The organism is Leclercia sp. W17, assembly GCF_003336325.1.
In the GTDB taxonomy this organism is placed as follows: Bacteria; Pseudomonadota; Gammaproteobacteria; order Enterobacterales; family Enterobacteriaceae; genus Enterobacter.
The window spans coordinates 2,990,629-3,016,420 of record NZ_CP031101.1; the positions used below are offsets into that span (position 1 = coordinate 2,990,629).

General features: G+C 56.5%; 23 protein-coding genes. 5 read left to right on the plus strand and 18 right to left on the minus strand.

Annotated features, from left to right (window positions below):
• Positions 1-28 precede the first annotated feature (28 nt).
• Genes lolE through lolC form a run of 3 tightly spaced genes read right to left on the minus strand, consistent with a single transcriptional unit; the run spans position 29 to position 3,166 of the window.
• Positions 29-1,273, minus strand: a complete 1,245-nt coding sequence (gene lolE, locus DVA44_RS14870; RefSeq protein ID WP_114387411.1) for a lipoprotein-releasing ABC transporter permease subunit LolE — start codon at positions 1,271-1,273, stop codon at positions 29-31.
• Positions 1,273-1,974, minus strand: coding sequence for a lipoprotein-releasing ABC transporter ATP-binding protein LolD (lolD, locus tag DVA44_RS14875; RefSeq protein WP_103823734.1), 702 nt, complete (start codon positions 1,972-1,974; stop codon positions 1,273-1,275). The genes lolE and lolD overlap by 1 nt, the downstream gene beginning before the upstream one ends.
• Positions 1,967-3,166: a lipoprotein-releasing ABC transporter permease subunit LolC gene (gene lolC / locus DVA44_RS14880; protein ID WP_114387412.1), complete on the minus strand. Its 1,200-nt coding sequence runs from the start codon at positions 3,164-3,166 to the stop codon at positions 1,967-1,969. Before lolC ends, lolD begins: the two co-directional genes overlap by 8 nt.
• 271 nt (positions 3,167-3,437) lie before the next feature.
• Here lolC and DVA44_RS14885 point away from each other — a divergent pair, with 271 nt between their 5' ends.
• From DVA44_RS14885 to DVA44_RS14895, 3 genes are all read left to right on the plus strand, one after another.
• Complete coding sequence (locus tag DVA44_RS14885; protein ID WP_114387413.1) at positions 3,438-4,511, plus strand: acyltransferase family protein; 1,074 nt, start codon at positions 3,438-3,440, stop codon at positions 4,509-4,511.
• 119 nt (positions 4,512-4,630) lie between these two features.
• Positions 4,631-8,077, plus strand: coding sequence for a transcription-repair coupling factor (gene mfd, locus DVA44_RS14890; RefSeq protein ID WP_114387414.1), 3,447 nt, complete (start codon positions 4,631-4,633; stop codon positions 8,075-8,077).
• Between the two features lie 155 nt (positions 8,078-8,232).
• The gene (locus DVA44_RS14895) at positions 8,233-9,186 is read left to right on the plus strand and encodes a L,D-transpeptidase family protein (RefSeq protein WP_114387415.1); all 954 of its coding nucleotides are present in this window, start codon (positions 8,233-8,235) and stop codon (positions 9,184-9,186) included.
• Between the two features lie 77 nt (positions 9,187-9,263).
• Here DVA44_RS14895 and bhsA read toward each other — a convergent pair whose 3' ends face one another.
• On the minus strand, positions 9,264-9,521 hold the full coding sequence (bhsA, locus tag DVA44_RS14900; protein ID WP_103179112.1) for a multiple stress resistance protein BhsA: 258 nt from the start codon (positions 9,519-9,521) through the stop codon (positions 9,264-9,266).
• Between the two features lie 242 nt (positions 9,522-9,763).
• On the opposite strand from bhsA, the gene DVA44_RS14905 reads away from it, so the two are divergent.
• The gene (locus DVA44_RS14905) at positions 9,764-10,399 is read left to right on the plus strand and encodes a TetR/AcrR family transcriptional regulator (protein WP_114387416.1); all 636 of its coding nucleotides are present in this window, start codon (positions 9,764-9,766) and stop codon (positions 10,397-10,399) included.
• Positions 10,400-10,889: 490 nt separating this feature from the next.
• Here the strand turns inward: DVA44_RS14905 and DVA44_RS14910 are convergent, their stop codons facing one another.
• The 8 genes from DVA44_RS14910 to hinT form a co-directional block, all read right to left on the minus strand.
• The gene (locus tag DVA44_RS14910; RefSeq protein WP_103823727.1) at positions 10,890-11,429 is read right to left on the minus strand and encodes a glycine zipper 2TM domain-containing protein; all 540 of its coding nucleotides are present in this window, start codon (positions 11,427-11,429) and stop codon (positions 10,890-10,892) included.
• Positions 11,430-11,625: 196 nt separating this feature from the next.
• Complete coding sequence (locus DVA44_RS14915; RefSeq protein WP_103823726.1) at positions 11,626-12,930, minus strand: NAD(P)/FAD-dependent oxidoreductase; 1,305 nt, start codon at positions 12,928-12,930, stop codon at positions 11,626-11,628.
• 233 nt (positions 12,931-13,163) lie between these two features.
• Positions 13,164-13,706, minus strand: a complete 543-nt coding sequence (ycfP, locus tag DVA44_RS14920) for an alpha/beta hydrolase YcfP (RefSeq protein ID WP_114387417.1) — start codon at positions 13,704-13,706, stop codon at positions 13,164-13,166.
• Between the two features lie 34 nt (positions 13,707-13,740).
• Positions 13,741-14,766, minus strand: coding sequence for a beta-N-acetylhexosaminidase (gene nagZ / locus DVA44_RS14925; RefSeq protein WP_114387418.1), 1,026 nt, complete (start codon positions 14,764-14,766; stop codon positions 13,741-13,743).
• Between the two features lie 11 nt (positions 14,767-14,777).
• Complete coding sequence (gene thiK / locus DVA44_RS14930) at positions 14,778-15,602, minus strand: thiamine kinase (protein WP_114387419.1); 825 nt, start codon at positions 15,600-15,602, stop codon at positions 14,778-14,780.
• Entirely contained in the window at positions 15,583-16,233 is a 651-nt protein-coding gene (lpoB, locus tag DVA44_RS14935) for a penicillin-binding protein activator LpoB (RefSeq protein ID WP_114387420.1), read from the minus strand. The genes thiK and lpoB overlap by 20 nt, the downstream gene beginning before the upstream one ends.
• Before the next feature lie 10 nt (positions 16,234-16,243).
• On the minus strand, positions 16,244-16,612 hold the full coding sequence (locus tag DVA44_RS14940) for a YcfL family protein (RefSeq protein WP_103179104.1): 369 nt from the start codon (positions 16,610-16,612) through the stop codon (positions 16,244-16,246).
• A gap of 1 nt (position 16,613) precedes the next feature.
• Entirely contained in the window at positions 16,614-16,973 is a 360-nt protein-coding gene (gene hinT, locus DVA44_RS14945) for a purine nucleoside phosphoramidase (protein ID WP_139156331.1), read from the minus strand.
• Positions 16,974-17,324: 351 nt separating this feature from the next.
• Between hinT and fhuE the strand changes: the two genes are divergently transcribed.
• Positions 17,325-19,514: a ferric-rhodotorulic acid/ferric-coprogen receptor FhuE gene (fhuE, locus tag DVA44_RS14950; RefSeq protein WP_114387421.1), complete on the plus strand. Its 2,190-nt coding sequence runs from the start codon at positions 17,325-17,327 to the stop codon at positions 19,512-19,514.
• A gap of 263 nt (positions 19,515-19,777) precedes the next feature.
• On the opposite strand, the gene ptsG is transcribed toward fhuE, so the two are convergent.
• The 6 genes from ptsG to pabC form a co-directional block, all read right to left on the minus strand.
• Positions 19,778-21,211 carry a PTS glucose transporter subunit IIBC gene (ptsG, locus tag DVA44_RS14955; RefSeq protein WP_103823721.1) on the minus strand — a complete coding sequence of 478 codons (1,434 nt, stop codon included), beginning with the start codon at positions 21,209-21,211 and terminating at the stop codon, positions 19,778-19,780.
• A 297-nt stretch (positions 21,212-21,508) separates the two neighbouring features.
• Complete coding sequence (locus DVA44_RS14960) at positions 21,509-22,303, minus strand: metal-dependent hydrolase (protein WP_114387422.1); 795 nt, start codon at positions 22,301-22,303, stop codon at positions 21,509-21,511.
• A 10-nt stretch (positions 22,304-22,313) separates the two neighbouring features.
• Complete coding sequence (gene holB / locus DVA44_RS14965) at positions 22,314-23,318, minus strand: DNA polymerase III subunit delta' (protein WP_114387423.1); 1,005 nt, start codon at positions 23,316-23,318, stop codon at positions 22,314-22,316.
• On the minus strand, positions 23,315-23,956 hold the full coding sequence (gene tmk, locus DVA44_RS14970) for a dTMP kinase (protein ID WP_114387424.1): 642 nt from the start codon (positions 23,954-23,956) through the stop codon (positions 23,315-23,317). The genes holB and tmk overlap by 4 nt, the downstream gene beginning before the upstream one ends.
• Positions 23,946-24,968: a cell division protein YceG gene (yceG, locus tag DVA44_RS14975; protein ID WP_103823717.1), complete on the minus strand. Its 1,023-nt coding sequence runs from the start codon at positions 24,966-24,968 to the stop codon at positions 23,946-23,948. Before yceG ends, tmk begins: the two co-directional genes overlap by 11 nt.
• Positions 24,969-24,970: 2 nt before the next feature.
• Positions 24,971-25,780 carry an aminodeoxychorismate lyase gene (gene pabC / locus DVA44_RS14980; RefSeq protein ID WP_114387425.1) on the minus strand — a complete coding sequence of 270 codons (810 nt, stop codon included), beginning with the start codon at positions 25,778-25,780 and terminating at the stop codon, positions 24,971-24,973.
• Positions 25,781-25,792 lie beyond the last annotated feature (12 nt).

Consider the following 25,792-nt stretch of genomic DNA (forward strand, 5'->3'; position numbering starts at 1 on the left):
CGGCAACGCTCACCGGATCATGACGTAATTACTGGCCACTTAATACCCTCGCCGGATCAATTCGGCTTGCGCGACGCGCCGGATACCAGCTTGCCAGCAGACTCAGTAAAAGTGCTGTAACCAGCACATAAAAAACGTCCAGCCAGTGCAATTCAGACGGCAGGAAGTCAATAAAATAGATATCGCCCGACAGGAACTGATGCCCAATCAGGGCCTCAAGACCGTTGATGATCGGCGTCAGCTGCAATGAAACCACCACGCCGATGACCACACCGCACAGGCTGCCCAGCAGCCCCGCCAGCAGACCATACCAGACGAAGATGGCACGAATAAGACCATCTTTTGCCCCGAGGGTACGCAGCACCGCGATGTCGCCGCTCTTGTCTTTCACCGCCATCACCAGGGTAGAGACGATGTTAAAACAGGCCACGCCGATCACCAGCACCATCGCCAGGTACATAATGGCGCGGATCATCTGGATATCACGATACATATACCCGTAAGTACCGATCCAGCTCTTGATGTAAACATAGCTGTCGGTCACTTGCCCGGCGTCGCGCACCAGTTTGTTGGCGTTGAAGACGTCGTTAACCTTGATGGCGATCCCGGTGACGCTGCTGCCCATATCGAGATACTGGCGCGCATCTTCCAGCGGCACCATGGCAAAGCTGTGATCGAGCTGGCCGCTTAGCTGCAAAATACCGGTCACGTGCAGACGCACGCGCTTCGGCTGCTGCAGCTTATGATCGGCGCTGGCGTTCGGGATCATGATCGAGACCCAGTCGCCCTGCTTCACTTTCAGCGCGTCGGCCACGCCCTTGCCGAGGATGATCTGCTGTTCGCCAGCTTTAAAGTTGGCCCAGGCCTCTTTCTGAATAAACTGCGGCAGCGCGCTGAGCTTCTCTTCCTGGCGCGGGTTAACCCCTTTCACCTGGATGGCGCGCAGGTTTGCGCCGCTCTCAACCAGCCCGGTGAAATTAATATAGGGCGCAGCCGCGGCAATGCCCGGCACCTTTTCCACTTTATTCAGGGCGTCGTTCCAGTTATTCCACGGCTGGTTAACCGGCTCAATTTCGCCGTGCGGCACCACCGCCAGAATGCGGTTGTTCAGCTCGCGCTCGAAGCCGTTCATGGCGCTGAGGCCAACGATCAGCACCGCCACGCCCAGCGCGATACCGACGGTGGAGATGACCGAGATGAGCGACACCATGCCGCTGCGGCGGCGGCCCCGACTAAAACGCAGGCCGATGAGTAATGATAACGGTGAAGCCATCAATCTGCCCCCATCAGGGTCAGTTCGGTATTCAGACGACCGTCACGCATCTCCAGCTGGCGGGACATGCGTTTTGCCAGCTGCAGATCGTGGGTCACCACCAGGAAGGCGGTTCCCTGAGAAGCGTTGAGTTCGCCGAGGAGCTGGAAGATGCTGTCGGCGTTGCGGGCATCCAGGTTACCGGTGGGTTCATCCGCCAGCACCAGGCGCGGATTATTCACCAGCGCACGGGCAATCGCCACACGCTGGCGCTCGCCGCCGGAGAGCTCGGAAGGCCGATGATTGCCGCGGTGGCCCAGCCCCACCGCTTTCAGCATATCGCTGGCGCGGGCGTTGATTTCAGCCGGTTTCTTTTTGCCGATCAGCAGCGGCATCGCCACGTTTTCCAGCGCCGTAAAGTCCGGCAGCAGGTGGTGGAACTGATAGATAAAGCCCAGCTCGCGGTTACGCAGATCGGCCTTCGCGCCAGATGACATGGTACTCAGCGGCGTGCCGGAGAAGACCACGTCCCCGGAGGTCGGCGTATCCAGCCCGCCGAGCAGGTGCAACAGGGTACTTTTCCCGGAGCCGGAGGTGCCGACAATCGCCATCATCTCCCCTTCCCCGACGCTGAAGCTGACATTGTGCAGGACGTCCGTCTGCACCGTGCCTTCCTGATAGCGTTTGCACAGGTTGTCGCATTGCAACAGGATCTTATTCATAACGTAAAGCCTCAGCGGGTTGGGTGGCGGCAGCGCGCCATGAAGGATAAAGCGTGGAGAGTAAGGCAACGGCCATCGCAGCCAGCGCAATGCCCACTACCTGCAGCGGCTCAATGGCCACCGGCAGTGCCGCGCCGTCGAGCAGCGCGCCGATAATCGGCATTAAATTATTAAGCTGGCTGGCAAGCAGCGTACCGAGCAGCGCGCCGAGCAGCGCGCCGACAATCCCGGCGCTGGCGCCCTGCACCATAAAGACCGCCATGATCTGCCGCGGCGTCAGCCCCTGGGTTTGCAGGATCGCCACTTCGCCCTGCTTCTCCATCACCATCAGGCCCAGCGAGGTAATGATGTTAAAGGCGGCAACCGCCACAATCAGGCTCAGGAGCAGGCCCATCATGTTTTTTTCCATGCGCACGGCCTGGAACAACTCGCCTTTGCGTTCGCGCCAGTCCTGCCATTTGGTGCCTTCCGGCAGGGTTTGCTGGCTTAACACATCGACCTTCAGCGGCTCGTTGAGCCACAGACGCCAGCCGGTGATGTTGCCGAGCGGGTAACGCATCAGGCGCGACGCGTCCTGGATATTGACCAGCATCTGGTAGCCATCCACTTCGCTGTTGGCGGCGAAGGTGCCGATTACGTTAAACAGGCGCTGGCTCGGCAGACGCCCCATCGGGGTAAACTGGCTGGCAGACGGAACCATCACCCGCAGCTGATCGCCGCGGTTGACGCCGAGCTGGCCGGCAAGCTGTTCGCCGAGAATGACGTTGTACTGGCCGGGAGCCAGATCGCTCTGTTTGACGTTAACCAGATACGGCGTCAGGGGATCCTTTTGCGCCGGGTCGATGCCGAGCATCACCCCGACCGCCACGCTGCGGGCGCTCTGTAGCACCACGTCACCGGAGGTGATCGGCGCCACGCGGCTTACGCCCTGGAGCTTGACGGCGCTTTCTGGCAGCTGCTGCGGATTCACCGACCCGCTGCTGGATGAGAGGATCGCCTGCGGCATCAGCCCCAGAATGTTATTTTGCAGCTCGCGCTCAAAGCCGTTCATGACGGAGAGAACCGTCACCAGCGCCATCACGCCAAGCGTAATGCCAATGGTAGAAAGCCAGGAGACGAAGCGACCGAAGCGGTCCGCGGCGCGCCCACGCATATAACGTAAGCCTATGAATAGTGCGACAGGTTGGTACATGAAATCCGTCTGTTTGCTGATAGCAGACCCACGAGTATATAAGCGAATCCGCTAAGGGTAAATGACTGAAACCGTAAGCTTTGCTTATCATTTGTCTGAAAAAGCACGGTAAATCAGCGCAATATCCCCCTTTCGTAAGACGCCCTGTCCCGCGCAGGTGTTTGCAGCTTTTCTGAAAAGCATCCGAATACAGACTCTTACCCATTACATCCCGCCCGCCGCGCAACACACTTACCCGCTCGATTAAGGTAATAACAGGACCCGGAACGCGATGAAACAAAAAGCTCTATGGATTAACCAGATAAAAGGACTCTGCATCTGCCTGGTGGTGATTTACCACTCGGTGATCACCTTTTATCCCCATCTCGAGGCGCTGCATGCTCCCCTTTCGGTGCTGCTCGCCAAATGTTGGGTAACGTTCAATCTCTATCTCGCCCCCTTCCGCATGCCGGTGTTCTTCTTTATTTCGGGGTATCTGGTTCGGCGCTACATTGACGAGGTCGACTGGAAAACCTGCCTGGACAAACGGCTCTGGAGCATTATCTGGGTGCTGGCGCTTTGGGGTCTATTACAGTGGCAGGCGTTGACCCATCTCAATGCGTGGCTGGCGCCGGAGCGGGAGCTTAATACCGCGTCGAACGCCGCCTATGCCGACTCGTTAAGCGGCTTTATCACCGGGATGCTCACTGCCAGCACCAGCCTGTGGTATCTCTACGCTCTGGTGGTCTATTTTACGCTCTGCAAGCTGCTTAGCCGCTGGCGGACGCCGCTGGTCGTGCTGCTGGCGCTCGCCAGCATCGCCATCAACTTTATGCCGCTGCCGTGGTGGGGGATGAACAGCGTGGTGCGCAATATGATCTATTACAGCCTTGGGGCCTGGTACGGCGTGCAGCTGATGGCGTGGATGCAAAGCCGGGTGTGGCGCCGTGACGCGCTGGCGGTAGCGGCGTTCGGGGCGGTCTCTGTCGTGCTGTGGTTTGTCGGGGTTCCCCTGCCGCTGTCGCTGCTGTCGATCCTGCTGATTATGGCCCTGTTCTACCGCCTGGAGCAGCGTTTCGCCGTGGGCCCTGACAATGTGCTGAACGTGGTTGGCTCCAACACCATTGCGATTTACACCACCCACCGCATTCTTATTGAAGGGGTGAGCCTGTTGATGGTTCACCAGCTGAATGGCGGCACCTGGCCGGTATGGGCAGAGCTGACGCTGGTGCTCTTCTACCCGTTTGCCAGCCTGCTTATCTGCACCCTGGTGGGGCTGGGGGCGCGTAACCTCTCCCGCGCGCTGGCCGGAGATATTTTCTTTACCCCACCTGCCCGGCTGACGCTGGTTCAGGCGACACGCTAGCGTCCCTGTGAGAGGCGGCTTTGCGCTGTGTGCGGTTACGGTTTGCTAATGTAAAACGATCAAGGATAATAAAGACATTGTGTATCAGTGATATGCCCATACGAGATCCTGACAAAGCCATGCCTGAACAAAATCGTTTTTCCCTGCCCGTCAAAGCGGGCGACCAACGCCAGTTAGGTGAACTGACCGGGGCAGCCTGCGCCACGCTGGTGGCGGAAATTGCAGAGCGTCATCAGGGCCCGGTGGTACTGGTCGCGCCGGACATGCAAAACGCCCTGCGTCTGCATGATGAGATCCGCCAGTTCACCGATCAGCTGGTCACCAGCCTTGCCGACTGGGAGACGCTGCCTTACGACAGCTTCTCCCCGCACCAGGAGATTATCTCCTCGCGCCTCTCCACGCTGTATCAGCTGCCCTCCATGCAGCGTGGCGTGCTGATTGTGCCGGTCAATACCCTGATGCAGCGCGTCTGCCCGCACAGCTATCTGCACGGTCACGCGCTGGTGATGAAAAAAGGCCAGCGCCTCTCAAGGGATGGCCTGCGCGTGCAGCTCGACAGCGCGGGCTATCGCCATGTCGATCAGGTCATGGAGCACGGGGAGTACGCCACCCGCGGCGCGCTGCTCGACCTCTACCCTATGGGCAGTGAACAACCTTATCGTCTGGACTTTTTCGACGACGAAATCGACAGCCTGCGCCTGTTTGATGCCGATACCCAGCGCACGCTGGAGGAAGTGGAGGCCATCAACCTGCTGCCGGCCCACGAATTCCCGACCGACAAAACCGCTATTGAGCTCTTCCGCAGCCAGTGGCGCGATAAGTTTGACGTCAAGCGCGACGCCGAGCATATCTACCAGCAGGTGAGCAAAGGCACCCTGCCGTCAGGGATCGAATACTGGCAGCCGCTGTTCTTCAGCGAGCCGCTGCCTGCCCTGTTCAGCTATTTCCCGGCTAACACGCTGGTGCTCAACACCGGCGATCTGGAGACCAGCGCCAACCGTTTCGAGAGTGAAACCCGCGCGCGCTTTGAAAACCGGGGGGTTGATCCGATGCGCCCGCTGCTGGAGCCCGAGCTGCTGTGGCTGCGCACCGATGAGCTGTTCAGCGAGCTGAAACGCTGGCCGCGCATGCAGCTCAAAACCGACAGCCTGCCGGAGAAAGCTGCCAATACCAACCTGGCCTACCAGCCGCTGCCGGACCTCGCGGTGCAGGCGCAGAACAAATCGCCGCTGGATAACCTGCGTAAGTTCCTCGAATCTTTTACCGGTCCGGTGATCTTCTCTGTGGAAAGCGAAGGGCGCCGTGAGGCGCTGGGCGAGCTGCTTGGCCGCATTAAGGTCGCACTGAAGCGGATCCTGCGCCTGGACGAGGCCAGCGGCACCGGGCGCTATCTGATGATCGGCGCCGCCGAGCATGGGTTTATTGATACGCTCAATAATCTGGCGCTGATCTGCGAAAGCGATCTGCTGGGTGAGCGCGTGGCGCGCCGTCGTCAGGACAACCGTCGCACCATCAACCCGGACACGCTGATCCGCAACCTGGCGGAGCTGCATCCCGGCCAGCCGATTGTCCATTTTGAGCATGGCGTAGGCCGTTATGCGGGGATGACCACCCTGGAAGCGGGCGGCATCAAAGGTGAATACTTGATGCTGCTGTACGCCAACGACGCCAAACTCTATGTGCCGGTGTCGTCCCTGCACCTGATCAGTCGCTACGCGGGCGGTGCGGAAGAGAATGCCCCGCTGCACAAGCTCGGCGGCGATGCCTGGGCGCGGGCGCGGCAGAAAGCGGCAGAGAAAGTGCGCGATGTGGCGGCGGAGCTGCTGGATATCTATGCCCAGCGCGCGGCGAAGGCGGGCTACGCCTTCAAGCATGATAAAGAGCAGTATCAGCTCTTCTGCGACAGCTTCCCGTTTGAAACCACCCCGGATCAGGCCCAGGCGATTAACGCCGTGCTGAGCGACATGTGTCAGCCGCTGGCGATGGATCGTCTGGTCTGCGGCGATGTGGGCTTCGGTAAAACCGAAGTGGCGATGCGCGCCACCTTCCTGGCGGTGGAGAACAACAAGCAGGTGGCGGTGCTGGTGCCTACCACCCTGCTGGCGCAGCAGCACTACGATAACTTCCGTGACCGCTTTGCCAACTGGCCGGTGCGCATCGAGATGATGTCGCGTTTTCGCAGCGCCAAAGAGCAGGCGCAGATCCTGGAGCAGGCAAGCGAAGGCAAGATCGACATTCTGATCGGCACCCATAAACTGCTGCAGAGCGACGTGAAGTGGAAAGATCTGGGACTGCTGATTGTCGATGAGGAGCACCGCTTCGGCGTGCGCCACAAGGAGCGCATCAAAGCGATGCGCGCCGATGTCGATATTCTGACCCTCACCGCCACGCCGATCCCGCGCACGTTAAATATGGCGATGAGCGGCATGCGCGATCTGTCGATTATCGCCACGCCGCCTGCCCGCCGTCTGGCGGTGAAGACCTTTGTGCGCGAGTACGATAACCTGGTGGTGCGCGAGGCGATCCTGCGTGAAGTGCTGCGCGGCGGCCAGGTTTATTATCTCTATAACGATGTCGAGAATATCCAGAAAGCGGCAGACCGGCTGGCGGAGCTGGTGCCGGAAGCGCGGATCGCCATCGGCCACGGCCAGATGCGCGAGCGCGAGCTGGAACGGGTGATGAACGATTTCCATCACCAGCGCTTTAACGTGCTGGTCTGCACCACCATCATCGAAACCGGTATCGATATTCCTACCGCCAATACCATCATTATTGAGCGAGCGGATCACTTTGGCCTGGCCCAGCTCCACCAGCTGCGTGGCCGTGTCGGACGTTCGCACCATCAGGCCTATGCCTGGTTGATGACTCCACACCCGAAAGCGATGACCCCCGATGCGCAGAAGCGTCTCGAAGCCATCGCCTCGCTGGAAGATCTGGGCGCCGGTTTTGCGCTGGCCACCCACGACCTGGAGATCCGCGGCGCGGGCGAACTGCTTGGGGAAGATCAGAGCGGTTCGATGGAAACCATCGGTTTCTCGCTCTATATGGAGCTGCTGGAAAACGCCGTCGATGCCCTGAAAGCGGGGCGCGAGCCGTCGCTGGAAGATCTCACCAGCCAGCAAACGGAAGTGGAACTGCGGATGCCGTCCCTGCTGCCGGATGATTTTATCCCGGACGTTAACACCCGCCTGTCGTTCTACAAACGCATCGCCAGCGCCAAAGACGAAGCCAGTCTGGAAGAGATAAAAGTGGAGCTGATCGACCGCTTTGGCCTGCTGCCGGATGCAGCGCGTAACCTGCTGGATATCGCCCGTTTACGCCAGCAGGCGCAGAAGCTCGGGATCCGCAAGCTGGAGGGGAATGAAAAAGGCGGCATGATTGAGTTTGCCGAGAAGAACCACGTCGATCCGATGTGGCTGATCGGCCTGCTGCAAAAACAGCCCCAGCACTTCCGGCTCGATGGGCCGACGCGCCTGAAATTCACCCAGGATCTGGCGGAGCGCAAAACCCGCATGGACTGGGTACGTAACTTTATGCGTCAGCTTGAAGAGAATGCCGTAGCCTGACCCTGTGCCGGGCTACCATCGGGTCGCCCGGCATGATTTTCCCTGCGCAATTTACAACTCTTTGCAATCCCCCTGGACTTCCCGACACACTCATTCGCCATAATTATCAATTAACGTTTAGATAATAATAATCTTTATTGCTATGGATTCTGGTGATGATAAAAACGTCGCGTTTTACCCGTTGGATATCGGTGGTTGCGCTCCTCGCGACCGTAGCGCTTGTCCTGCCCGCCCGGGCGAATACCTGGCCCCTGCCCCCGGCGGGTAGTCGGCTGGTGGGCGAAAATCGTTTTCATGTGGTGGAAAACGATGGTGGTTCGCTGGAGGCTATTGCCAAAAAATATAACGTCGGTTTCCTGGCGCTGCTACAGGCTAACCCGGGTGTCGATCCCTACGTCCCCCGTGCAGGCAGTGTCCTGACCATCCCGCTACAGACCCTTCTCCCCGACGCCCCGCGGGAAGGGATTGTGATCAACCTGGCTGAACTGCGGCTCTACTATTATCCGCCGGGTAAAAACGAGGTCACGGTTTACCCCATCGGTATTGGTCAGCTGGGGGGCGATACCCTGACGCCAACCATGGTCACTACGGTGTCGGACAAACGCGCCAATCCAACCTGGACCCCAACCGCCAACATCCGCGCCCGCTATAAAGCCCAGGGTATTGATCTGCCAGCGGTGGTCCCCGCCGGACCGGATAACCCGATGGGTCATCACGCCATTCGCCTGGCGGCCTACGGTGGGGTCTATCTGCTGCACGGCACCAATGCCGATTTTGGTATCGGCATGCGCGTCAGCTCCGGCTGTATTCGCCTGCGGGATAATGACATCGAGACGTTGTTCCGCGTGGTCCAGCCCGGTACCAAAGTGAATATCATGAACACGCCGATTAAGGTCTCGGAAGAGCCTGGCGGTGTGCGCCTGGTGGAGGTTCATCAGCCGCTGTCAAAAGCGCTGAATGACGATCCCCAGACCCTGCCAATTGTCCTGAATGCTGCGCAGCAGGGCTTTAAAGCCAGCGCTGACGAGGTCGTTATGGAGCGCGCCATGGAAGCGCGTTCGGGTATGCCGGTAGATGTGACTCCTCACTCCACTACCCAGGCGCTGTAGCCTTAACAGATAAAAAAACGCTCTGCACAGGCAGAGCGTTTTTTTTCGCAGTGGCATTAATGAGGGTTAAGCCATGCTTATTTGTAGATCACTGCGGTACCGTGCAGGGTGTTCGGGCCGGTTACGGAAGTGATACGGAAAGATTTCGCCCCCATTTCATCCGCTTTTTGTGCTAACTGGCTTTCAAGAGAGCTCAGGTTAGTCCCGGCGTTCGCAGAGATGGTGCCCACCTTTTGTTGATCGGCAGGGGTAGACTGAACCTCAACCGCAGCGAAGCTGGCAAATGAGAGTGAGCTGAGTACTGCAGCGGCGATGATTGTTTTTACGTTTTTCATGATAAGGACCTTTTGCAAGTGAACGGGATGTCGTAAGCATTAACTTAACGATCGATAACAAAATGATAGATGTGATCTACATCACACGTCAATTTATTTTTATAACGATCATTAAAATAATTTTAAAAGCGTTTAAATTCATATTGATATGATGAATAAATTTTTATTCATGCGGCGCTGGCTGCGGAAAGGGATTATTTTTATAATGGTCGTTCAACAATCCAACAGAGGTACAACGGCTCATGACAACCGATGACACGCGTTGCGAAAAGAAAAGCCGTGGCCGACCAAAAGTGTTCGACAGGGAAGCGGCGCTGGACAAGGCCATGACGCTGTTCTGGCAGCATGGGTATGAAGCCACATCACTGGCTGACCTGGTTGCCGCAACGGGGGCGAAAGCGCCTACGCTGTATGCAGAATTTACCAATAAAGAGGGGCTGTTCCGGGCGGTGCTGGATCGCTATATCAGCCGTTTTGCCGCCCGCCATGAAGCGCAGCTGTTTTGCGAGGAGAAGCCCGTTGAACGGGCGCTGGAAGACTATTTCACCGCGGTGGCGACCTGCTTTACCAGCAAAGATACCCCTGCGGGCTGTTTTATGATTAACACGTCGGCCACGCTTGCAGCCTCTTCTGAAGAGATTGCCCATACGGTTAAATCTCGCCATGCCATGCAGGAAGAGACGCTGTGCCAGTTTTTACAGCAGCGTCAGCAGCGCGGTGAGATCCCGGTGCAGTGCGATCCGAAAAAACTTGCCCAATATCTGAGCTGCATTTTGCAGGGTATGTCCATCAGTGCCCGCGAAGGGGCCAGCCTGGAAAAACTGCTGACCATCACCCAGATAACCCTGCGGTTATGGCCTGAACTGCTGAAAGTCTGATTTTCAGGGCGGTCTGCCGCCCTGCTCCCCCTTTTCTCACCGCAGCTTCCGCTATACTTCATAGAAAGATAGTTAAAAGCTATCACCACGGCTTCACCGCTTGCTATGCTTAACCTGTGATTATTGATGTGCTAATGATTAGGTGCATTAGTTATGACGAGGGCGTTCTGGCTATTCACATTCAGAAGGAGAATATAATGATTTTGCTATTACCTTTTTTTAAGGTGCTAATAGTCATTACATTGTTATTCGGTCTCTGGGTTTTATGTGGTGGGTCAGTTTTATTTGCTTTTCTTTCCGTACTGATAACGGGATTTATGTTAATGCGCCAGTATAATGAATTCGACCTTTAACCCCTGTCACCCAGCAGCATCTCCAGGAAAGACCTTACTTCTGGCGCACATCGCGCCGCTGTTAAGGTCTTTTTTATGTGCAAAAAAAGCTCCCCAGCCTGAGCGAATGGGGAGCTAAATGCAGAGAACAGATTTTTTTATGCTTTGTTATTCAGTATCAGCTGGCCGTCGCCATTAAGGGGGATCTGAGTGCCGGGATCTTTATCCATACGGATCTTGCCCTGCTGATCGCCAATTTTGTAGGTCACATCGTAACCGAGCATTTTTTCTGACTTGTCGTAGACCGTCTTACAGCGCTGCTCGGTGGTGGTGTAAGTATCACGCGCCTGCAGGGCACCCTGCGCCTGATTCCCCGCGTAACCGCCACCCAGTGCGCCCACGACCGTCGCGACATCTTTACCGCGTCCGCCGCCAAACTGATGACCAATTACCCCACCGGCCACCGCACCCAGTACAGAACCGGCAATACGGTTTTCATCCTGTACAGGACGGCGATGCGTTACGGTCACATTCCGGCACTCCTGACGCGGCGTTTTCACCGTCTCTTTAATAGGCGTAGCCGAAACCACCTGCGCATACTGCGGGCCACGATCAAAAACATTAAGACTGGCAACTGCCGCCACACCTAATGCGGCGACCACGCCAATCCCTATACCTGCCACCATGGATTTATTCATGTGACGTTCTCCTTTGTATTGCTATTAGTAACAATTCTGCAACTAAAGGTGTGTGCAGGCAAATCAGAGAAAGGATTAAAAATGTGGGAACAAGCGCAAAATGAGCCGGTTTAGGAGGACTCTTAGACTCTGTGAGGGCGATTTGCAGAACGATATGCTGAAAAAGCCCCTTCGCGGGAGCGAAGGGGCAAAGGCGTTAGTGCAGCTTCAGTCGTGGACGGATCACGCGGTTGATGCTGCCTACCAGCATCATCAGCCCGGTTTTGAAATAGCCGTGCAGCGCAATCTGGTGCATACGGTACAGCGAGATGTAGACGAAGCGGGCAATACGTCCTTCTACCATCATCGAACCGCGCATCAGGTTACCCATCAGGCTACCGACGGTGGAGAAATTCGAGAGCGACACCAGAGAACCGTGATCTTTATAGACGTAGTTCTTCAGCGGCTTGCCCTTCGCCTGCGCCAGGATATTGTGCAGCGCCAGGCTGGCCATCTGGTGTGCGGCCTGGGCGCGCGGTGGCACGAACCCACCTTCCGGACGGGCGCAGGAGGCGCAGTCGCCAATGGCAAAGATATCCGGGTCGCGGGTGGTTTGCAGCGTCGGCTCAACCACCAGCTGGTTAATGCGGTTGGTCTCCAGTCCGCCGATCTCTTTCATGAAATCAGGGGCTTTAATGCCTGCCGCCCAAACCATCAGATCGGCTTTAATGTGTTCGCCATCTTTGGTGTTCAGGCCCTGTTCATCGGCACTGGTAACCATCGTCTGGGTCAGAACACGCACGCCCAGTTTGGTCAGCTCGTTGTGCGCCGCACCGGAGATACGCGGCGGCAGCGCAGGCAGAATACGCTCGCCCGCTTCCACCAGCGTCACGTTCAGCGCGTCGTTGGTTAAGCCTTTGTAGCCATAGCTATGCAGCTGTTTCACCGCGTTGTGCAGCTCCGCAGAGAGCTCAACGCCCGTCGCGCCACCGCCGACGATAGCGATATTCACCTTGCCGCTTGCGCCGAGGTTATTGGAATACTTCAGGAACAGGTTCAGCATCTCCTGATGGAAACGACGCGCCTGATGCGGGTTATCCAGGAAGATGCAGTGCTCTTTCACGCCCGGCGTGTTGAAGTCGTTTGAGGTACTGCCCAGCGCCATCACCAGGGTGTCGTATGCCAGCTTACGCTCCGGTACCAGCAGTTCGCCCTTCTCGTCACGCAGCTCCGCCAGGGTAATGGTTTTGCTTTCACGGTTGATATCGACCACTGAACCCAGCTGGAACTGGAACCCATGGTTGCGCGCATGCGCCAGATAGCTCAGCGCGTCAACGCCCTCATCCAGAGAACCGGTGGCAACTTCGTGCAGCAGCGGTTTCCACAGGTGGCTGTGGTTGCGATCGACAAGCGTCACTTTGGCTTTTTTGCCGCGTCCGAGCTTCTTGCCCAGCTGCGTAGCCAGCTCCAGCCCGCCTGCGCCGCCGCCCACAATCACTATCTTTTTCAATGGTGTAGTCAACGTGACCCCCTAAATTATTAACCAATTGTTAACTAAAAGTTATTAAAATAACCTTTAATTAACAACAGGTTACAGCACTGAAACCATCCCACGACCATGAGAATAACATGTTCGGTGCATTGGTCATACCAAAATTGATGTGCATCAAGTTTTGCCGCTTAAAATTCACCCAAGCTTAGCAAAAAGAAAGCCCGGCTCACGTAGGTGGCCGGGCCTGGTTGAAAAAATGAGCCTTATCCTAAGGTCTTGAACGCTTTGATCCGCTGCAGATGAGGGGCAATATTTTTGAACTTGTGGGTCTGCTCTTCATCCCAGACAATTTCGTAGTAGTGATGCAGCAGCTCCGCTGCCCGTGGGCTGTTGAGCGCCTCATCGTTGCGGGAGAGGATCACCAGGCAGCGATCGCGATTTTTCTCGCGGAAATTGCTCACGCACTTGGTGGCGATATCAACATACTCTTCCGGCCTGTCGATTTTGCATTCCATGTTCTCGTTCGGGAACAGGTTAGGATTGAACACCACCTGGCGAATATCACATAAGAACCCAATGCGCTCCGCCCAGTAACCCCCAAGGCCAACGCCACAAATCAACGGACGGTCATCAACGTTCAGTTGCAGCATTTTGTCCACTTCTTTCAGCAGATGCTGCATATCATGTTTCGGATGGCGCGTACTGTAGCTAATCAGCCGTACATCCGGATCGATAAACTGCAGTTGCAGGACCTTCTCGTGATTACCGGGACTGTTCGAATCAAAACCGTGCAAATAGATGATCATCGTATCCTCGTCACACTACGCTTGTCAGGAGGGATCATTGCCCCGCTTTATGCGCTTCCCAGCGCTCATGAAGCGCTTCAAGTTGCGCATTGACGGTTTTCCAGCGTGCTGAACCCCGCAATTCCTGACGGCTAAAAGAACCTTTATGATACAATTGTGTAACACGTTCAGCCTTGATCGGCGACAGGTTATCTAACACGCTCACTGCGCCTTTACGATTATTGCAGACCAGGATCATATCGCAACCTGCATCCAGCGATGCCTGACCGCGTTCCGCGTAGCTGCCCATGATCGCCGCCCCTTCCATCGACAGATCGTCGGAAAAAATCACGCCGTTAAAACCGAGTTCCTGGCGCAGGACGGTTTTTAGCCAGTGCGGCGAGCCGCTGGCCGGACGCGGATCGACGTCGGCATAGATCACGTGCGCGGGCATGATGGCATCAAGCTTATTGTCGCTGATAAGCGATTTGAAAATCGACATATCCCTGGCGCGGATCTCCGCCTGTGGCCGTGGGTCACGCGGGGTCTCTTTGTGGGAATCCGCCGTCACGGCGCCATGACCCGGGAAATGTTTCCCCGTGGTTTTCATCCCGGCCTCGTGCATGCCGTCGATAAAGCGTGTCGCCATCTGCAGCGCCTTCTGCGGTTCGTCATGGTATGCACGCTCACCGATGGCGGCGCTGATATGGCCGACATCCAGCACCGGGGCAAAGCTGATATCAATATCCATGGCGATCATCTCGCTTGCCATCAGCCAGCCCGCCTCCTGCGCCAGCTTGCCGCCCTCTTCCAGCCCGAGCAGCACGGCAAAAGACTGGGCAGCGGGCAGACGGGTAAAGCCGTCGCGGAATCGCTGCACGCGGCCCCCCTCCTGATCCACCGCCACCACCAGCCGGTGACGGGAGGCCTCCCGGATCTGGCGAACCAGCTCGCGCAGCTGCGCCGGATCGTGATAATTACGCGTAAACAGGATCAAGCCACCTACCAGCGGGTGCGCCAGAATTTCGCGCTCCTCCGCATCCAGCTCATAACCTTCCACATCCAACATGACCGGACCCACACGAACCTCTCTTATTCTGTTGTTTCTAACTGGCGCCAGATCTCATCGGCCAGCGTCATAAATTGTTTATCTTGTGATTGCTGCCAGCGTAGCTCAAACCAGCCTGCCATCAGCATCAGTACCCAGGGACGCCAGCGCTTCACCTGACGTTGCAACGGCGTCAGGTCAAGCTGAGCAGCATGGGCGTAAGCGGCGAGCAGCTGCTGACGCTCTGCGTCACTCTCCGTCCAGACGCTCGCCAGCTCCAGCGCCACATCTCCGTCACCCGCGTACTCCCAGTCCAGCAGCCGGATGCCGGCGTCCGTATGCACGATATTACCGGCATGAACATCCATGTGCAGCGGCGCCAGTCGCAGCGGGCGTGGCTCCCCCCGTTTTTGCAGGCGTTTGTGCCATCGCAGCCATAACGGCGTGCGCCGGGAGGGTGAGGCCTGGAGCCAGTACTGCTCCAGCAGCGGCATCAGGATAATACGCCAGCCAAACACGGGCTGTTGATGGAGATGATACAGCATCCCGGCCAGCGCGGGTGCGGCGGGCAACATGGTTTTGACCTCCCCCGCCAGATAGTCCACCGCTATCCAGCCCGGACTGTAAAAGTGCGGCTGAGGAGCAATGTCGGCGGGAAGATGGCGCAGGGCGTGGTACTGACGGCGAAAATGAGCAGGCGTTGCCAGGGCGTCATGACGCTGGCGTAGCACCAGACGACGCTCAGCATGCTCAATAATGCAGCTCGCGCCGCTCAACCCGGCATGGGATGGCGGCGCGACGATGCGAAACTGCGGAAAATAGCGCGACAGCAGCGTGTCGCGCGGCAGGTTACTGTTGCTGAACTGCACCTTTACCCGACCAGATAATCTCACCTGTCTGAACCAGCATCAGCTGCATCTGCAGCGCCGGGGAATTGACGTTGCCGGTTGCGCTGGAGTAAAGCACATACTGCGCGCCCACGTTACGGGCAATGCCGATGGCTTTACTGCGTGAGCCCAGGCTATCCTGCGGGGAGAGGCCCAACTGCTGCTTGGCGACAGCGAGCTGCTGCGCGGACACCAGCGTAAATTTGCCGTTATTGGCCAGCGCATTACGCAGCGTTTCGGTCGCCTCACCAGCATTCAGGCTGCCGTTAGTGCGGTTGTTGACGCTGTCCACCAGCAGCACACTGCCTGCGTTAACGCCCTGCGCCTGGAGCATCTTACCGACCATAGGCTGCATTGCGCCGTTCCAGTCGTAGTGACGTTCACGCGGTGCAGGCTGGGCGGGCTCTTCCTGATGCTCTATCGGACCAGGCTGCGCGGGAACGCTCGGCACGGTAGGAACAACAGGAACCGGCTGGGTTGGCTGAACCGGCTGCTCGACACCCGGTTTGACCTCTTCCACCGGTGCAGGTGGTTGCTCAGTGCGGCTAATACAGCCCGACAGGAACAGTGCAAAAGCCGTGACAAACGCGTAACGACTGATCTGTTTAATCAAAATTCACCCCTCAGAGATATAAATAAAGTCTGACCTTATGCGCACCCAGATAATTTGCGCTGCCATATAGCTTAACCGACGATTTTGCCGGAATGGTTACGCTGCGCGGCGCCTCAAGTGGATGCATTTCCAAGCCGCGGGCGTCATACCAGAAAAAACGGTAGTGCACGGTAACTGGCGCATCTCTTTCATTGAACAGCACTGAGGAGGCGGACGGTTGAATTTCGCTGACCGAAAGCGAAGGCTGATCGGCGGTAATCCCTGCCGCCAGCACCGATGACTCCATAACCAACGTTTGATCGTCATTGACGGGTATCGACGGTTGCGAACTGCATCCTGCCAACGCTATCACCAGCGCCGCCATCCATCCTCTTTGCATCTTAAAGACCTTTATGCGCCAGCATCGGGCCCAGCGGACGACCGCCCAGCAGATGCATATGAATGTGATAAACTTCCTGACCACCGTGGCGGTTGCAGTTCATGATCAAACGGTAACCGTCCTCGGCAATGCCTTCCTGCTCAGCGATTTTCGCTGCTACTGTCAGCATACGGCCTAATGCCAGTTCATGCTCAGTTTTCACGTCATTTACCGTCGGAATCAGAATATTGGGAATAATGAGGATGTGCGTAGGCGCCTGGGGAGAGATGTCGCGAAAAGCGGTAACCAGTTCATCCTGATAGATGATATCTGCCGGGATCTCGCGGCGGACAATTTTACTGAAAATGGTTTCTTCAGCCATGAGGTTTTCCTTATTCATTAATCTGGCGACGAGCCCGGAAACAACCCGCCCGGTGCAGGCGCAATCTTTTGTGGCAAGACTAAAGAGTATGAGCGACTTTCTCCTGTCCTTTCAACCTTATCCCACGAATTCTTTGCGTATGCGGCCCGATCTGCTCGCGGAGTAACCACCTCCCCTCCACCCGCTCTGAAACATTATTTCACTTGCCGTCGCAACATCTGTTTACAGTGATAAATCGAATGCGTATATTTCGCATTTGCATTTTCATGCGCAATTTATACCTAGAAAAATGATTTTAGTCCGTCGATACGGGACTGATGCACACCATTCACCGTACATAAGGGTTTAATGATGTCTTTCACCATTCAATCCAGGGAAGGGCAATCCCGGTCTGTCGCAACACCTTCGTTGCTGGCAGCCTGCATTGCTATGGCATTGATGCCAGCCACCGCTTTCGCCGCCCCCACCGAAGATACCGTCATTGTTGATGGTTCTTCTCAGTCGGACACCTCCGCTGATGACAGCCAGGACTACAGCGTAAAAAGCACGTCCGTGGGCACCAAAATGCAGATGATCCAACGTGACATCCCGCAGTCGGTCACCATCGTCAGCGAACAACGTATGGAAGACCAGCAGCTTCAGACCCTGGGCGAAGTGATGGACAGCACGATGGGGATCAGCAAAAGTACCACTGACTCCGATCGCAGCAACTATTACTCCCGTGGTTTCGAAATCGACAACTACATGGTCGATGGCATCCCAACCTATTTTGAGTCGCGCTGGAATCTGGGTGATTCCCAGTCAGATATGGCACTGTTTGAGCGCGTCGAAGTTGTGCGCGGCGCCACCGGCCTGATGACCGGAACGGGTAACCCGTCGGCGGCCATCAATATGGTGCGCAAGCATGCCACCAGCCGTGAATTTAAAGGCAACCTGTCTGCAGAGTACGGCAGCTGGAACAAGCAACGTTACGTGATGGACATGCAAAGTCCACTGACGGAAGATGGCAACCTACGGGCGCGCATTGTGGCGGGTTATCAGGACAGCGACTCCTGGCTCGACAACTACAATCAGAAGCGCACCTTCTTCTCCGGTATTCTGGACGCTGACCTGGGCACCAGCACTTCACTGTCGGCAGGCTACGAATACCAGCGTATCGACATCAATAACCAGACGTGGGGTGGTTTGCCGCGCTGGAACACCGATGGCAGCGTCAGACATTACGATCGCGCGCACAGCACCTCACCTGACTGGGCTTACAACGACAAAGAGTTCAATAAGGTCTTCTTCACCCTGAAGCAGCGCTTTGCCGACAACTGGCAGGCCACGTTGAATGGGACTCATACCGAGGCGAAATTCGACAGTAAAGCGATGTATCTTGATGCCTATGTGAACAAGAGCACCGGCATGCTGGAAGGCCCTTATGCGAACTATGGCCCGGGCTATGATTATATTGGCGGCACCGGCTGGAACAGCGGCAAGCGTAAAGTAGACGCAGTGGATCTGTTCGCTGACGGCGGCTACGAGCTGTTGGGTCGCCAGCACACCATGATGATTGGCGGCAGCTTCAGCCGTCAGACGAACCGCTACACCAACTCGTGGGCCAACGTCTATCCGGAGGAGTTCGGCAGTTTCTACGACTACAACGGTTACTTCCCGGAAACCAACTGGGGATCGCAATCGCTGGCCCAGGATGACACCACGAATATGAAATCGCTGTACGCCGCGACGCGCATTTCCCTGGCCGATCCTCTGCATTTAATTCTTGGTGCCCGTTATACCAACTGGAGCATTGAAACCCTGACCTACGGCATGGAGAAGAACCACACCACCCCTTATGCCGGTCTGGTCTACGACATCAATGACAACTGGTCAGCCTACGCCAGCTATACCTCTATCTTCCAGCCGCAGAACTACCGTGACAGCTCGGGTAGATACCTTGATCCGATCACCGGGAATAACTACGAAGCGGGCCTGAAATCTGACTGGATGAACAGCCGTCTGACCACCACGCTCTCTGTCTTCCGCATTGAGCAGGACAATCTGGGCCAAAGCACCGGCCGGACGATTCAGGGCTCTACGGATACGGCCTACGAGAGCGTAGACGGTACCGTGAGTAAAGGCGTGGAGTTTGAAATCAACGGTGCGCTGACCGATAACTGGCAGATGACCTTTGGCGCAACGCGTTACGTGGCGGAAGATAATGATGGCAAGGCGGTGAACCCGCAGCTGCCGCGGACCACGGTGAAACTCTTTACCAGCTACCGCCTGCCGGCGATGCCTGAGCTGACCGTTGGTGGCGGCGTTAACTGGCAAAACAGTGTTTACACCTATCAGGACACCCCTTACGGCACCTGGCGTGCCTCGCAGGGCAGCTACGCGCTGGTGGATCTCTTCACGCGTTATCAGGTGACGAAGAACTTCTCCCTGCAGGGTAATGTGAATAACCTCTTTGATAAGACTTACGACACTAACATTGAGGGCGAAATTGTCTATGGCGAACCGCGTAACGTGAGCCTGACCGCAAGCTATCAGTTCTGATAAATCATGCAGCGTCTAAGGGAGCCCAATGGCTCCCTTTTTTGTGCGCGCTGTTTGCCGGGTGGCGGCTGCGCCTTACCCGGCCTACGGTTGGTGCGGTTGTTGCCTTTGTTTGCCGGGAGGTGGCTACGCCTTACCCGGCCTACGATTCGTCCGGTTATTGCCTTTGTAGGCCGGGTAAGCGTAGCGCCACCCGGCATGCCACAAACTACAGATATAAAAAAGGCAGCCATTCGGCTGCCTTAGTCTCCCCAGGTCACAACTTAGTTGCTGCGGATGTACTCATCCATTTCGGTTTTCAGGTTATCGGATTTAGTACCGAAGATAGCCTGTACACCGGAACCTGCAACAACTACACCAGCTGCGCCCAGTTTTTTCAGACCCGGCTGGTCAACTTTCGCAACATCAGCAACGCTTACACGCAGACGAGTGATACATGCGTCCAGGTTAGTGATGTTCTCTTTACCGCCGAAGGCTGCAACCAGTGCCGGAGCCATTTCGCTGGTCGCACCCGCTTTGCTGTCTTCTGTTGCATCTTCACGACCTGGCGTTTTCAGGTCCAGCGCTTTGATCAGCACACGGAAGATGGTGTAGTACACAACCGCGTAGCATGCACCAACGATTGGGAACAGCCACAGTTTGCTGCTGTTACCGGACAGGACGATAAAGTCGATCAGACCGTGCGAGAAGGAAGTCCCGTCACGCATACCCAGCAGGATACAGATTGGGAATGCCAGACCAGCCAGAATCGCGTGGATAATGTACAGGATCGGCGCAACGAACATGAAGGAGAACTCGATCGGCTCGGTGATACCGGTCAGGAACGAGGTCAGCGCTGCGGAGATCATGATACCGCCCACTTTTGCACGGTTTTCTGGTTTAGCAGAGTGCCAGATTGCAATCGCAGCAGCCGGCAGGCCGTACATTTTGAACAGGAAGCCGCCAGACAGTTTGCCTGCAGTTGGGTCGCCTGCCATGTAACGTGGGATATCGCCGTGGAAGACCTGGCCCGCAGCGTTGGTGTATTCGCCGATCTGCATCTGGAAAGGAACGTTCCAGATATGGTGCAGACCGAACGGCACCAGGCAACGCTCGATGAAGCCGTAGATACCGAACGCCACAACCGGGTTCTGGTAAGCCGCCCACTGAGAGAAGGTCTGGATAGCGGAACCAATCGGTGGCCAGATGAAGGAGAGGATCACACCCGTGAAGATCGCCGCCAGACCAGAGATGATTGGAACAAAACGCTTACCTGCAAAGAAGCCCAGGTACTCAGGGAGCTTGATGCGATAGAAGCGGTTAAACATATACGCCGCAATTGCACCCGAGATGATACCGCCCAGAACCCCGGTGTCAGCCAGGTGTTTAGCAGCGATCTCTTCCGGTGGCAGGTGCAGCACCAGAGGTGCAACCACAGCCATGGTTTTAACCATGATGCCGTAGGCAACTACAGCGGCCAGCGCAGATACGCCGTCGTTATTGGTGAAGCCAAGCGCAACGCCGATGGCGAAGATCAGTGGCATATTGGCAAAAACAGAACCGCCTGCTTCCGCCATCACATGAGAAACTACGGCTGGCAGCCAGCTGAAGTTTGCAGAACCGACGCCCAGCAGGATACCTGCGATAGGCAGTACGGATACCGGCAGCATCAGCGATTTACCGACCTTCTGCAGGTTAGCAAATGCATTCTTAAACATAATTGAGAGTGCTCCTGAGTATTTGTGCTTTTTTTACGTTTTCACGCATTGGCCCGGGGGGAGAACCGTGCCGTGGACAGGACATCTAAGCGCCCTTTATTTATTACGCAGAGTAAAATAAATCTGCGGATCTTTGTTTGACGGCTATCACGTTTCAGCGTTCGTTACCTGAAAAACTTTCAGTTTTTTACAAAATAGGTGTCTAAATGTTACCAGAAACGCATTCACCGCCCCTGTTCGGGCGGTGAACTTTACTCGCTTTAGCTATTAATTACGAGCCCAAAAAAAACTGACGATTCATGCTGATTGCAGGCGGGAGGGATCGATGTGAAACAGACTGGCGAAGTTATCAGTGGTAATGCGTGCCAGTTCTTCAACATCGACGCCTTTCAAAACGGCCATATACTCGGCCACATCCCGTACCATCGCGGGTTGGTTCTCTTTACCGCGGTGCGGTACCGGTGCCAGATAAGGGGAATCTGTCTCCACCAGCAGGCGATCGAGCGGGACGTATCGCGCAGCGTCGCGAAGCTGCTCTGCGTTACGGAACGTCACGATCCCCGAAAACGAGATATAAAAACCCAAATCCAGCAGTTTGCCCGCTGTTTCTCTGTCTTCAGTGAAACAGTGTAGTACGCCACCACAATCCGTCACCTTTTCTTCTGAGAGGATCGCCAGCGTATCGGCACGGGCATCGCGGGTGTGGACAATCACTGGCTTGTTCAGCTCCCGGCCAATACGGATATGATTGCGGAATGATTCCTGCTGACGGGCTTTCGTTTCCGGAGTGTAAAAATAGTCCAGCCCGGTTTCACCCATCGCGACGACGCCCTCTTCCGCCGCCAGACGGCGTAAATCCTCGACGTCATAGGCCTCATCCTGATTCAGCGGATGCACGCCGCAGGAGAAAACGACGTTGTCGCGCACGCCCACCAGCTCACGCATGGTGCGGTAGCCCGGTAACGTCGTGGCGACCGCCAGACAAAATTTCACATCGCGGGCTGCGGCTTTTTCCAGCACGTCATCGACGTTTTTATGCAGGGATTGATAATCCAGGCCATCAAGATGGCAGTGTGAGTCGACTAAAAACATAATGTCTCTCTCAGAGATGGGATACAGGCAACGTTGTGCCCGGTTGCAGGTAATGCTCGATAGTGAGTAACAGGTCGGTCAGCACAAGCTCCCGATTCAGCCCCGTTACGCTGAGTAATTGTTCGCGACACTGACATACGTCATGAAGGATAGCCCGTAATGCCACACCTGGCAGGCGCCGGGCGAGGCTGTTTACCCCTTGCCAGGCATCGGCATTGCTGATTAAGGTCGCCCTCTGCTGAATTTTGAGGGCATCCAGCAACAATGCCGCCAGCCAGTGCAGACGATCTGGCGCCTGCTCATGATTGAGTACCGGCAGCAGGCTCATCCAGTCACCACTGTCAGGTACAGCCCCAAGCGCCTGGCAAAGCTGTTCGCGTTGCCCCCAGACGTTGGGCTGCAACAGCGCCAGCGCTGCTGCAGGCGCGCCGCCGCACAGACGTAGCGCGCTGAGCGCCGCTTCATGTGACGTTGTCACTTCCCGCGCAAGCCAGCTGATAGCCCACGCCTCCTGCGGCACGTTGAGATGATGCAAGCGACAGCGGCTTCGGAGAGTCGCCAGCAACCGTCCGGGTTCACGGCAGGCCATCAGAAACCAGGTATTTTCCGGCGGCTCTTCCAGGGTTTTTAACAGCGCGTTGGCCGCCGCTTCGGTCAGTTGGGCGGCATCCTTGACCCAGACCACTTTCGCCCCACCAAGCCGCGCGCGCTCGTAGAGCTTCTCGCTGACCGCGCGAACCGCATCAATCCCCAGCGTGGTCTTACCCTTCTCGGGCTCAAGCGCGTAATAATCCGGGTGCGTCTGAGCCTGCATCAGCTGGCAGCCGCGGCACTGGCCACAGCTTTTATGCCCCTGGGGTTGCTGGCACATCAGAAAACGGCTGATGGCGTAGATCAGCGCATCATCACCCATGCCCGGCAGCGACTGGATCAGTAACGCATGATGCCCCCGACCGGACTGATAGCTGTTCACCAGCTGTTCTAAGTGCGGGCGCAACCATGGATACCATTTCATGCCTGTTGTTCCTTCAGCCAGTCGGTGACCGTTTTACGAATGGCGTCCATCACCGCTTCCAGTGGTTGGGTGGCGTCGATGGTGCGGATGGTGCTGTCCTGTGCGGCCAGCTCAAGATAGCGGACGCGGGTACGGTTGAAGAAGTCCAGCGACTCCTGCTCAATACGATCCAGTTCGCCACGGGCGCGGGCGCGCTTCAGGCCCACTTCTGGCGTCACGTCGAGATAGAGCGTCAGGTTCGGGCGGAAATCTCCCAGCACCGCATCGCGCAGCGTGGCGAGCATCGTCTGGTCAATGCCGCGGCCACCGCCCTGGTACGCCTGGGTGGAGAGATCGTGGCGATCGCCAATGACCCAGCACCCACGCGCCAGCGCAGGTTTGATGACGGTTTCTACCAGCTGGACACGCGCGGCGTAGAACATCATGACTTCGGCTTTATCCGTAATCACTTCATCGCCGACCGATTTAATGTCCAGCACCAGACTGCGCAGTTTTTCCGCCAGCTGTGTGCCGCCCGGTTCGCGGGTAAAGATCATCTCTTCGATGCCACACTGTTTCAGCGTCTCGACGACCGTGTCGCGTGCGGTGGTTTTCCCGGCGCCTTCCAGCCCCTCAATGACGATGTAATTACTGCGCATTTTTTTCCTTAAGTGCCTTCAGATAGTCCTGGACCGAACGATTATGACTGGCAAGATTGGTGTTAAAAGTATGTCCACCCTTTCCGTCCGCGACGAAATAGAGATACGGCGTTTTGGCCGGATGCGCGGCGGCATTCAACGATGCCTGACCCGGCGTGGCAATCGGCCCCGGGGGTAATCCGCTAATGACATAGGTATTATAATCCGTTGGGGTTTCGAGATCTTTACGCGAAATGTTGCCCTTGTAGTTCTCACCCATCCCGTAAATCACCGTAGGATCAGTCTGCAGACGCATACCGATACGCAGACGATTGATAAACACAGAGGCCACCTGATCGCGTTCGCTGGCGACTGCCGTCTCTTTCTCGACGATAGAGGCCATGGTCACGAACTGATTCTGATCTTTATACGGCAGGTTTTCCATCCGCCCTTCCCAGGCTTTATCCACTGCTGCAACCATCTTTTTATGCGCACGCTGCAACAGTGCCACATCGGTGGTGCCCGCGGTGTACATCCAGGTATCGGGCCAGAACCAGCCTTCTATCCTGTCGGGGTGCTCAAATTTCAGGGCTTCGGCGACGGCGGCATAACTGTCGTCCGGCAACGTATGCTTGATGTAGGGCGCATCGCGCAGCTGCTTCAGGTAGTCGCTCAGACGCATCCCTTCGACAAAACGCAGCGGGAACTGCGCCTCTTTACCGCTTTCAAGCAGCTCCAGCATCTCCTTCACGGTCATTCCTGGGGTAAAGCGGTACGTACCGGCTTTAAAATGCGACAGCTCCGGCTGCACGCGTAATAGCCACTGGAATACCCGCGGGCGGTTAATGATCTTGTCGCCGTACAGCTGTTCACCCAGCGCCAGCCGTCCGGTACCGGGTTTCAGGGTAAATACTGTCTCGTCGGCGATCAGGATTTTGCTCTCCGCCAGCTGGCGAACTTTCCACATCCCCACGCCAGCGGCAATGCCCAGCACGACAACGACGAGGAGAATAAAGCGCAACATTTTCTTCATGACTATCTGGTTTGCTCACACAGAGGGGCTAAAAACGAGTACAACTCACGCGATGTAAAATGGTGAGAACCATACTGGCGCACCGGCACAACAGGCATCAGCGCATTGCATACGACGATCTCGTCAGCATCGGTCAGCGCAGCCTCGCGCGCCTGCACTTCGACCACGCGAAATCCGGAATGCGCCAGTTGCCGCAGACAAAACTGCCGCATCAGACCGTTAACGCCAGCCTGATCCAGACGTGGGGTAAACACATCCTTACCCTGCCGCCAGAATAAATTCGCCGCACAGCATTCCGTAATGAACCCTTCGCTGTCAAGAACCAGCGCTTCATCGGCGTCGGTCTGTTCAAGATGGGAGCGAATCAGCACTTGCTCAAGCCGGTTGAGGTGTTTTATCCCCGCAAGCTGCGGATTACGTCCCAGCCTCACCGGGCTTAATGCCAGGGTAATGCCTTCCTGGCGCCAGCGATCGTAATGGGCAGGCCAGGCAGATACCGACAGAATGCGAACCGGATCCTGACAGCCAGCCGCGCTGTATCCTCTTCCGCCGCTTCCCCGGGTAATAATCACTTTTAATACGCCCCGTTCGACGCCGTGCGCCTGGTCTGTCATTTCATCTTCTAACGCCGTCCACTGGGCAAAGGGAATGAACAGTTTTTCACAGGCCGTTCGCAATCGTTGCAGATGCGCCTCAAGTAAACAGACCTTGCCTTCGACAATGCGGGCCGTTGTGAAGCATCCGTCACCAAACTGAATCGCCCGGTCACTCGCCGAAAGCTGTGCCTGCTTTATACCATTTATCAAGAACATGGTGGCTCCTTT

Excerpts from the sequence above, each read along its gene's own strand:
- DVA44_RS14905 (WP_114387416.1), top strand. The coding sequence starts at position 9,764 with ATGACAACCGATGACACGCGTTGCGAAAAGAAAAGCCGTGGCCGACCA.
- ycfP (WP_114387417.1), bottom strand. The coding sequence starts at position 13,706 with ATGATCATCTATTTGCACGGTTTTGATTCGAACAGTCCCGGTAATCAC.
- pabC (WP_114387425.1), bottom strand. The coding sequence starts at position 25,780 with ATGTTCTTGATAAATGGTATAAAGCAGGCACAGCTTTCGGCGAGTGAC.
- bhsA (WP_103179112.1), bottom strand. The coding sequence starts at position 9,521 with ATGAAAAACGTAAAAACAATCATCGCCGCTGCAGTACTCAGCTCACTC.
- lolE (WP_114387411.1), bottom strand. The coding sequence starts at position 1,273 with ATGGCTTCACCGTTATCATTACTCATCGGCCTGCGTTTTAGTCGGGGC.
- fhuE (WP_114387421.1), top strand. The coding sequence starts at position 17,325 with ATGTCTTTCACCATTCAATCCAGGGAAGGGCAATCCCGGTCTGTCGCA.
- hinT (WP_139156331.1), bottom strand. The coding sequence starts at position 16,973 with ATGGCTGAAGAAACCATTTTCAGTAAAATTGTCCGCCGCGAGATCCCG.
- mfd (WP_114387414.1), top strand. The coding sequence starts at position 4,631 with ATGCCTGAACAAAATCGTTTTTCCCTGCCCGTCAAAGCGGGCGACCAA.
- DVA44_RS14940 (WP_103179104.1), bottom strand. The coding sequence starts at position 16,612 with ATGCAAAGAGGATGGATGGCGGCGCTGGTGATAGCGTTGGCAGGATGC.
- DVA44_RS14885 (WP_114387413.1), top strand. The coding sequence starts at position 3,438 with ATGAAACAAAAAGCTCTATGGATTAACCAGATAAAAGGACTCTGCATC.
- DVA44_RS14895 (WP_114387415.1), top strand. The coding sequence starts at position 8,233 with ATGATAAAAACGTCGCGTTTTACCCGTTGGATATCGGTGGTTGCGCTC.
- yceG (WP_103823717.1), bottom strand. The coding sequence starts at position 24,968 with ATGAAGAAAATGTTGCGCTTTATTCTCCTCGTCGTTGTCGTGCTGGGC.
- lolC (WP_114387412.1), bottom strand. The coding sequence starts at position 3,166 with ATGTACCAACCTGTCGCACTATTCATAGGCTTACGTTATATGCGTGGG.
- holB (WP_114387423.1), bottom strand. The coding sequence starts at position 23,318 with ATGAAATGGTATCCATGGTTGCGCCCGCACTTAGAACAGCTGGTGAAC.
- DVA44_RS14910 (WP_103823727.1), bottom strand. The coding sequence starts at position 11,429 with ATGAATAAATCCATGGTGGCAGGTATAGGGATTGGCGTGGTCGCCGCA.
- lolD (WP_103823734.1), bottom strand. The coding sequence starts at position 1,974 with ATGAATAAGATCCTGTTGCAATGCGACAACCTGTGCAAACGCTATCAG.
- tmk (WP_114387424.1), bottom strand. The coding sequence starts at position 23,956 with ATGCGCAGTAATTACATCGTCATTGAGGGGCTGGAAGGCGCCGGGAAA.
- ptsG (WP_103823721.1), bottom strand. The coding sequence starts at position 21,211 with ATGTTTAAGAATGCATTTGCTAACCTGCAGAAGGTCGGTAAATCGCTG.
- DVA44_RS14960 (WP_114387422.1), bottom strand. The coding sequence starts at position 22,303 with ATGTTTTTAGTCGACTCACACTGCCATCTTGATGGCCTGGATTATCAA.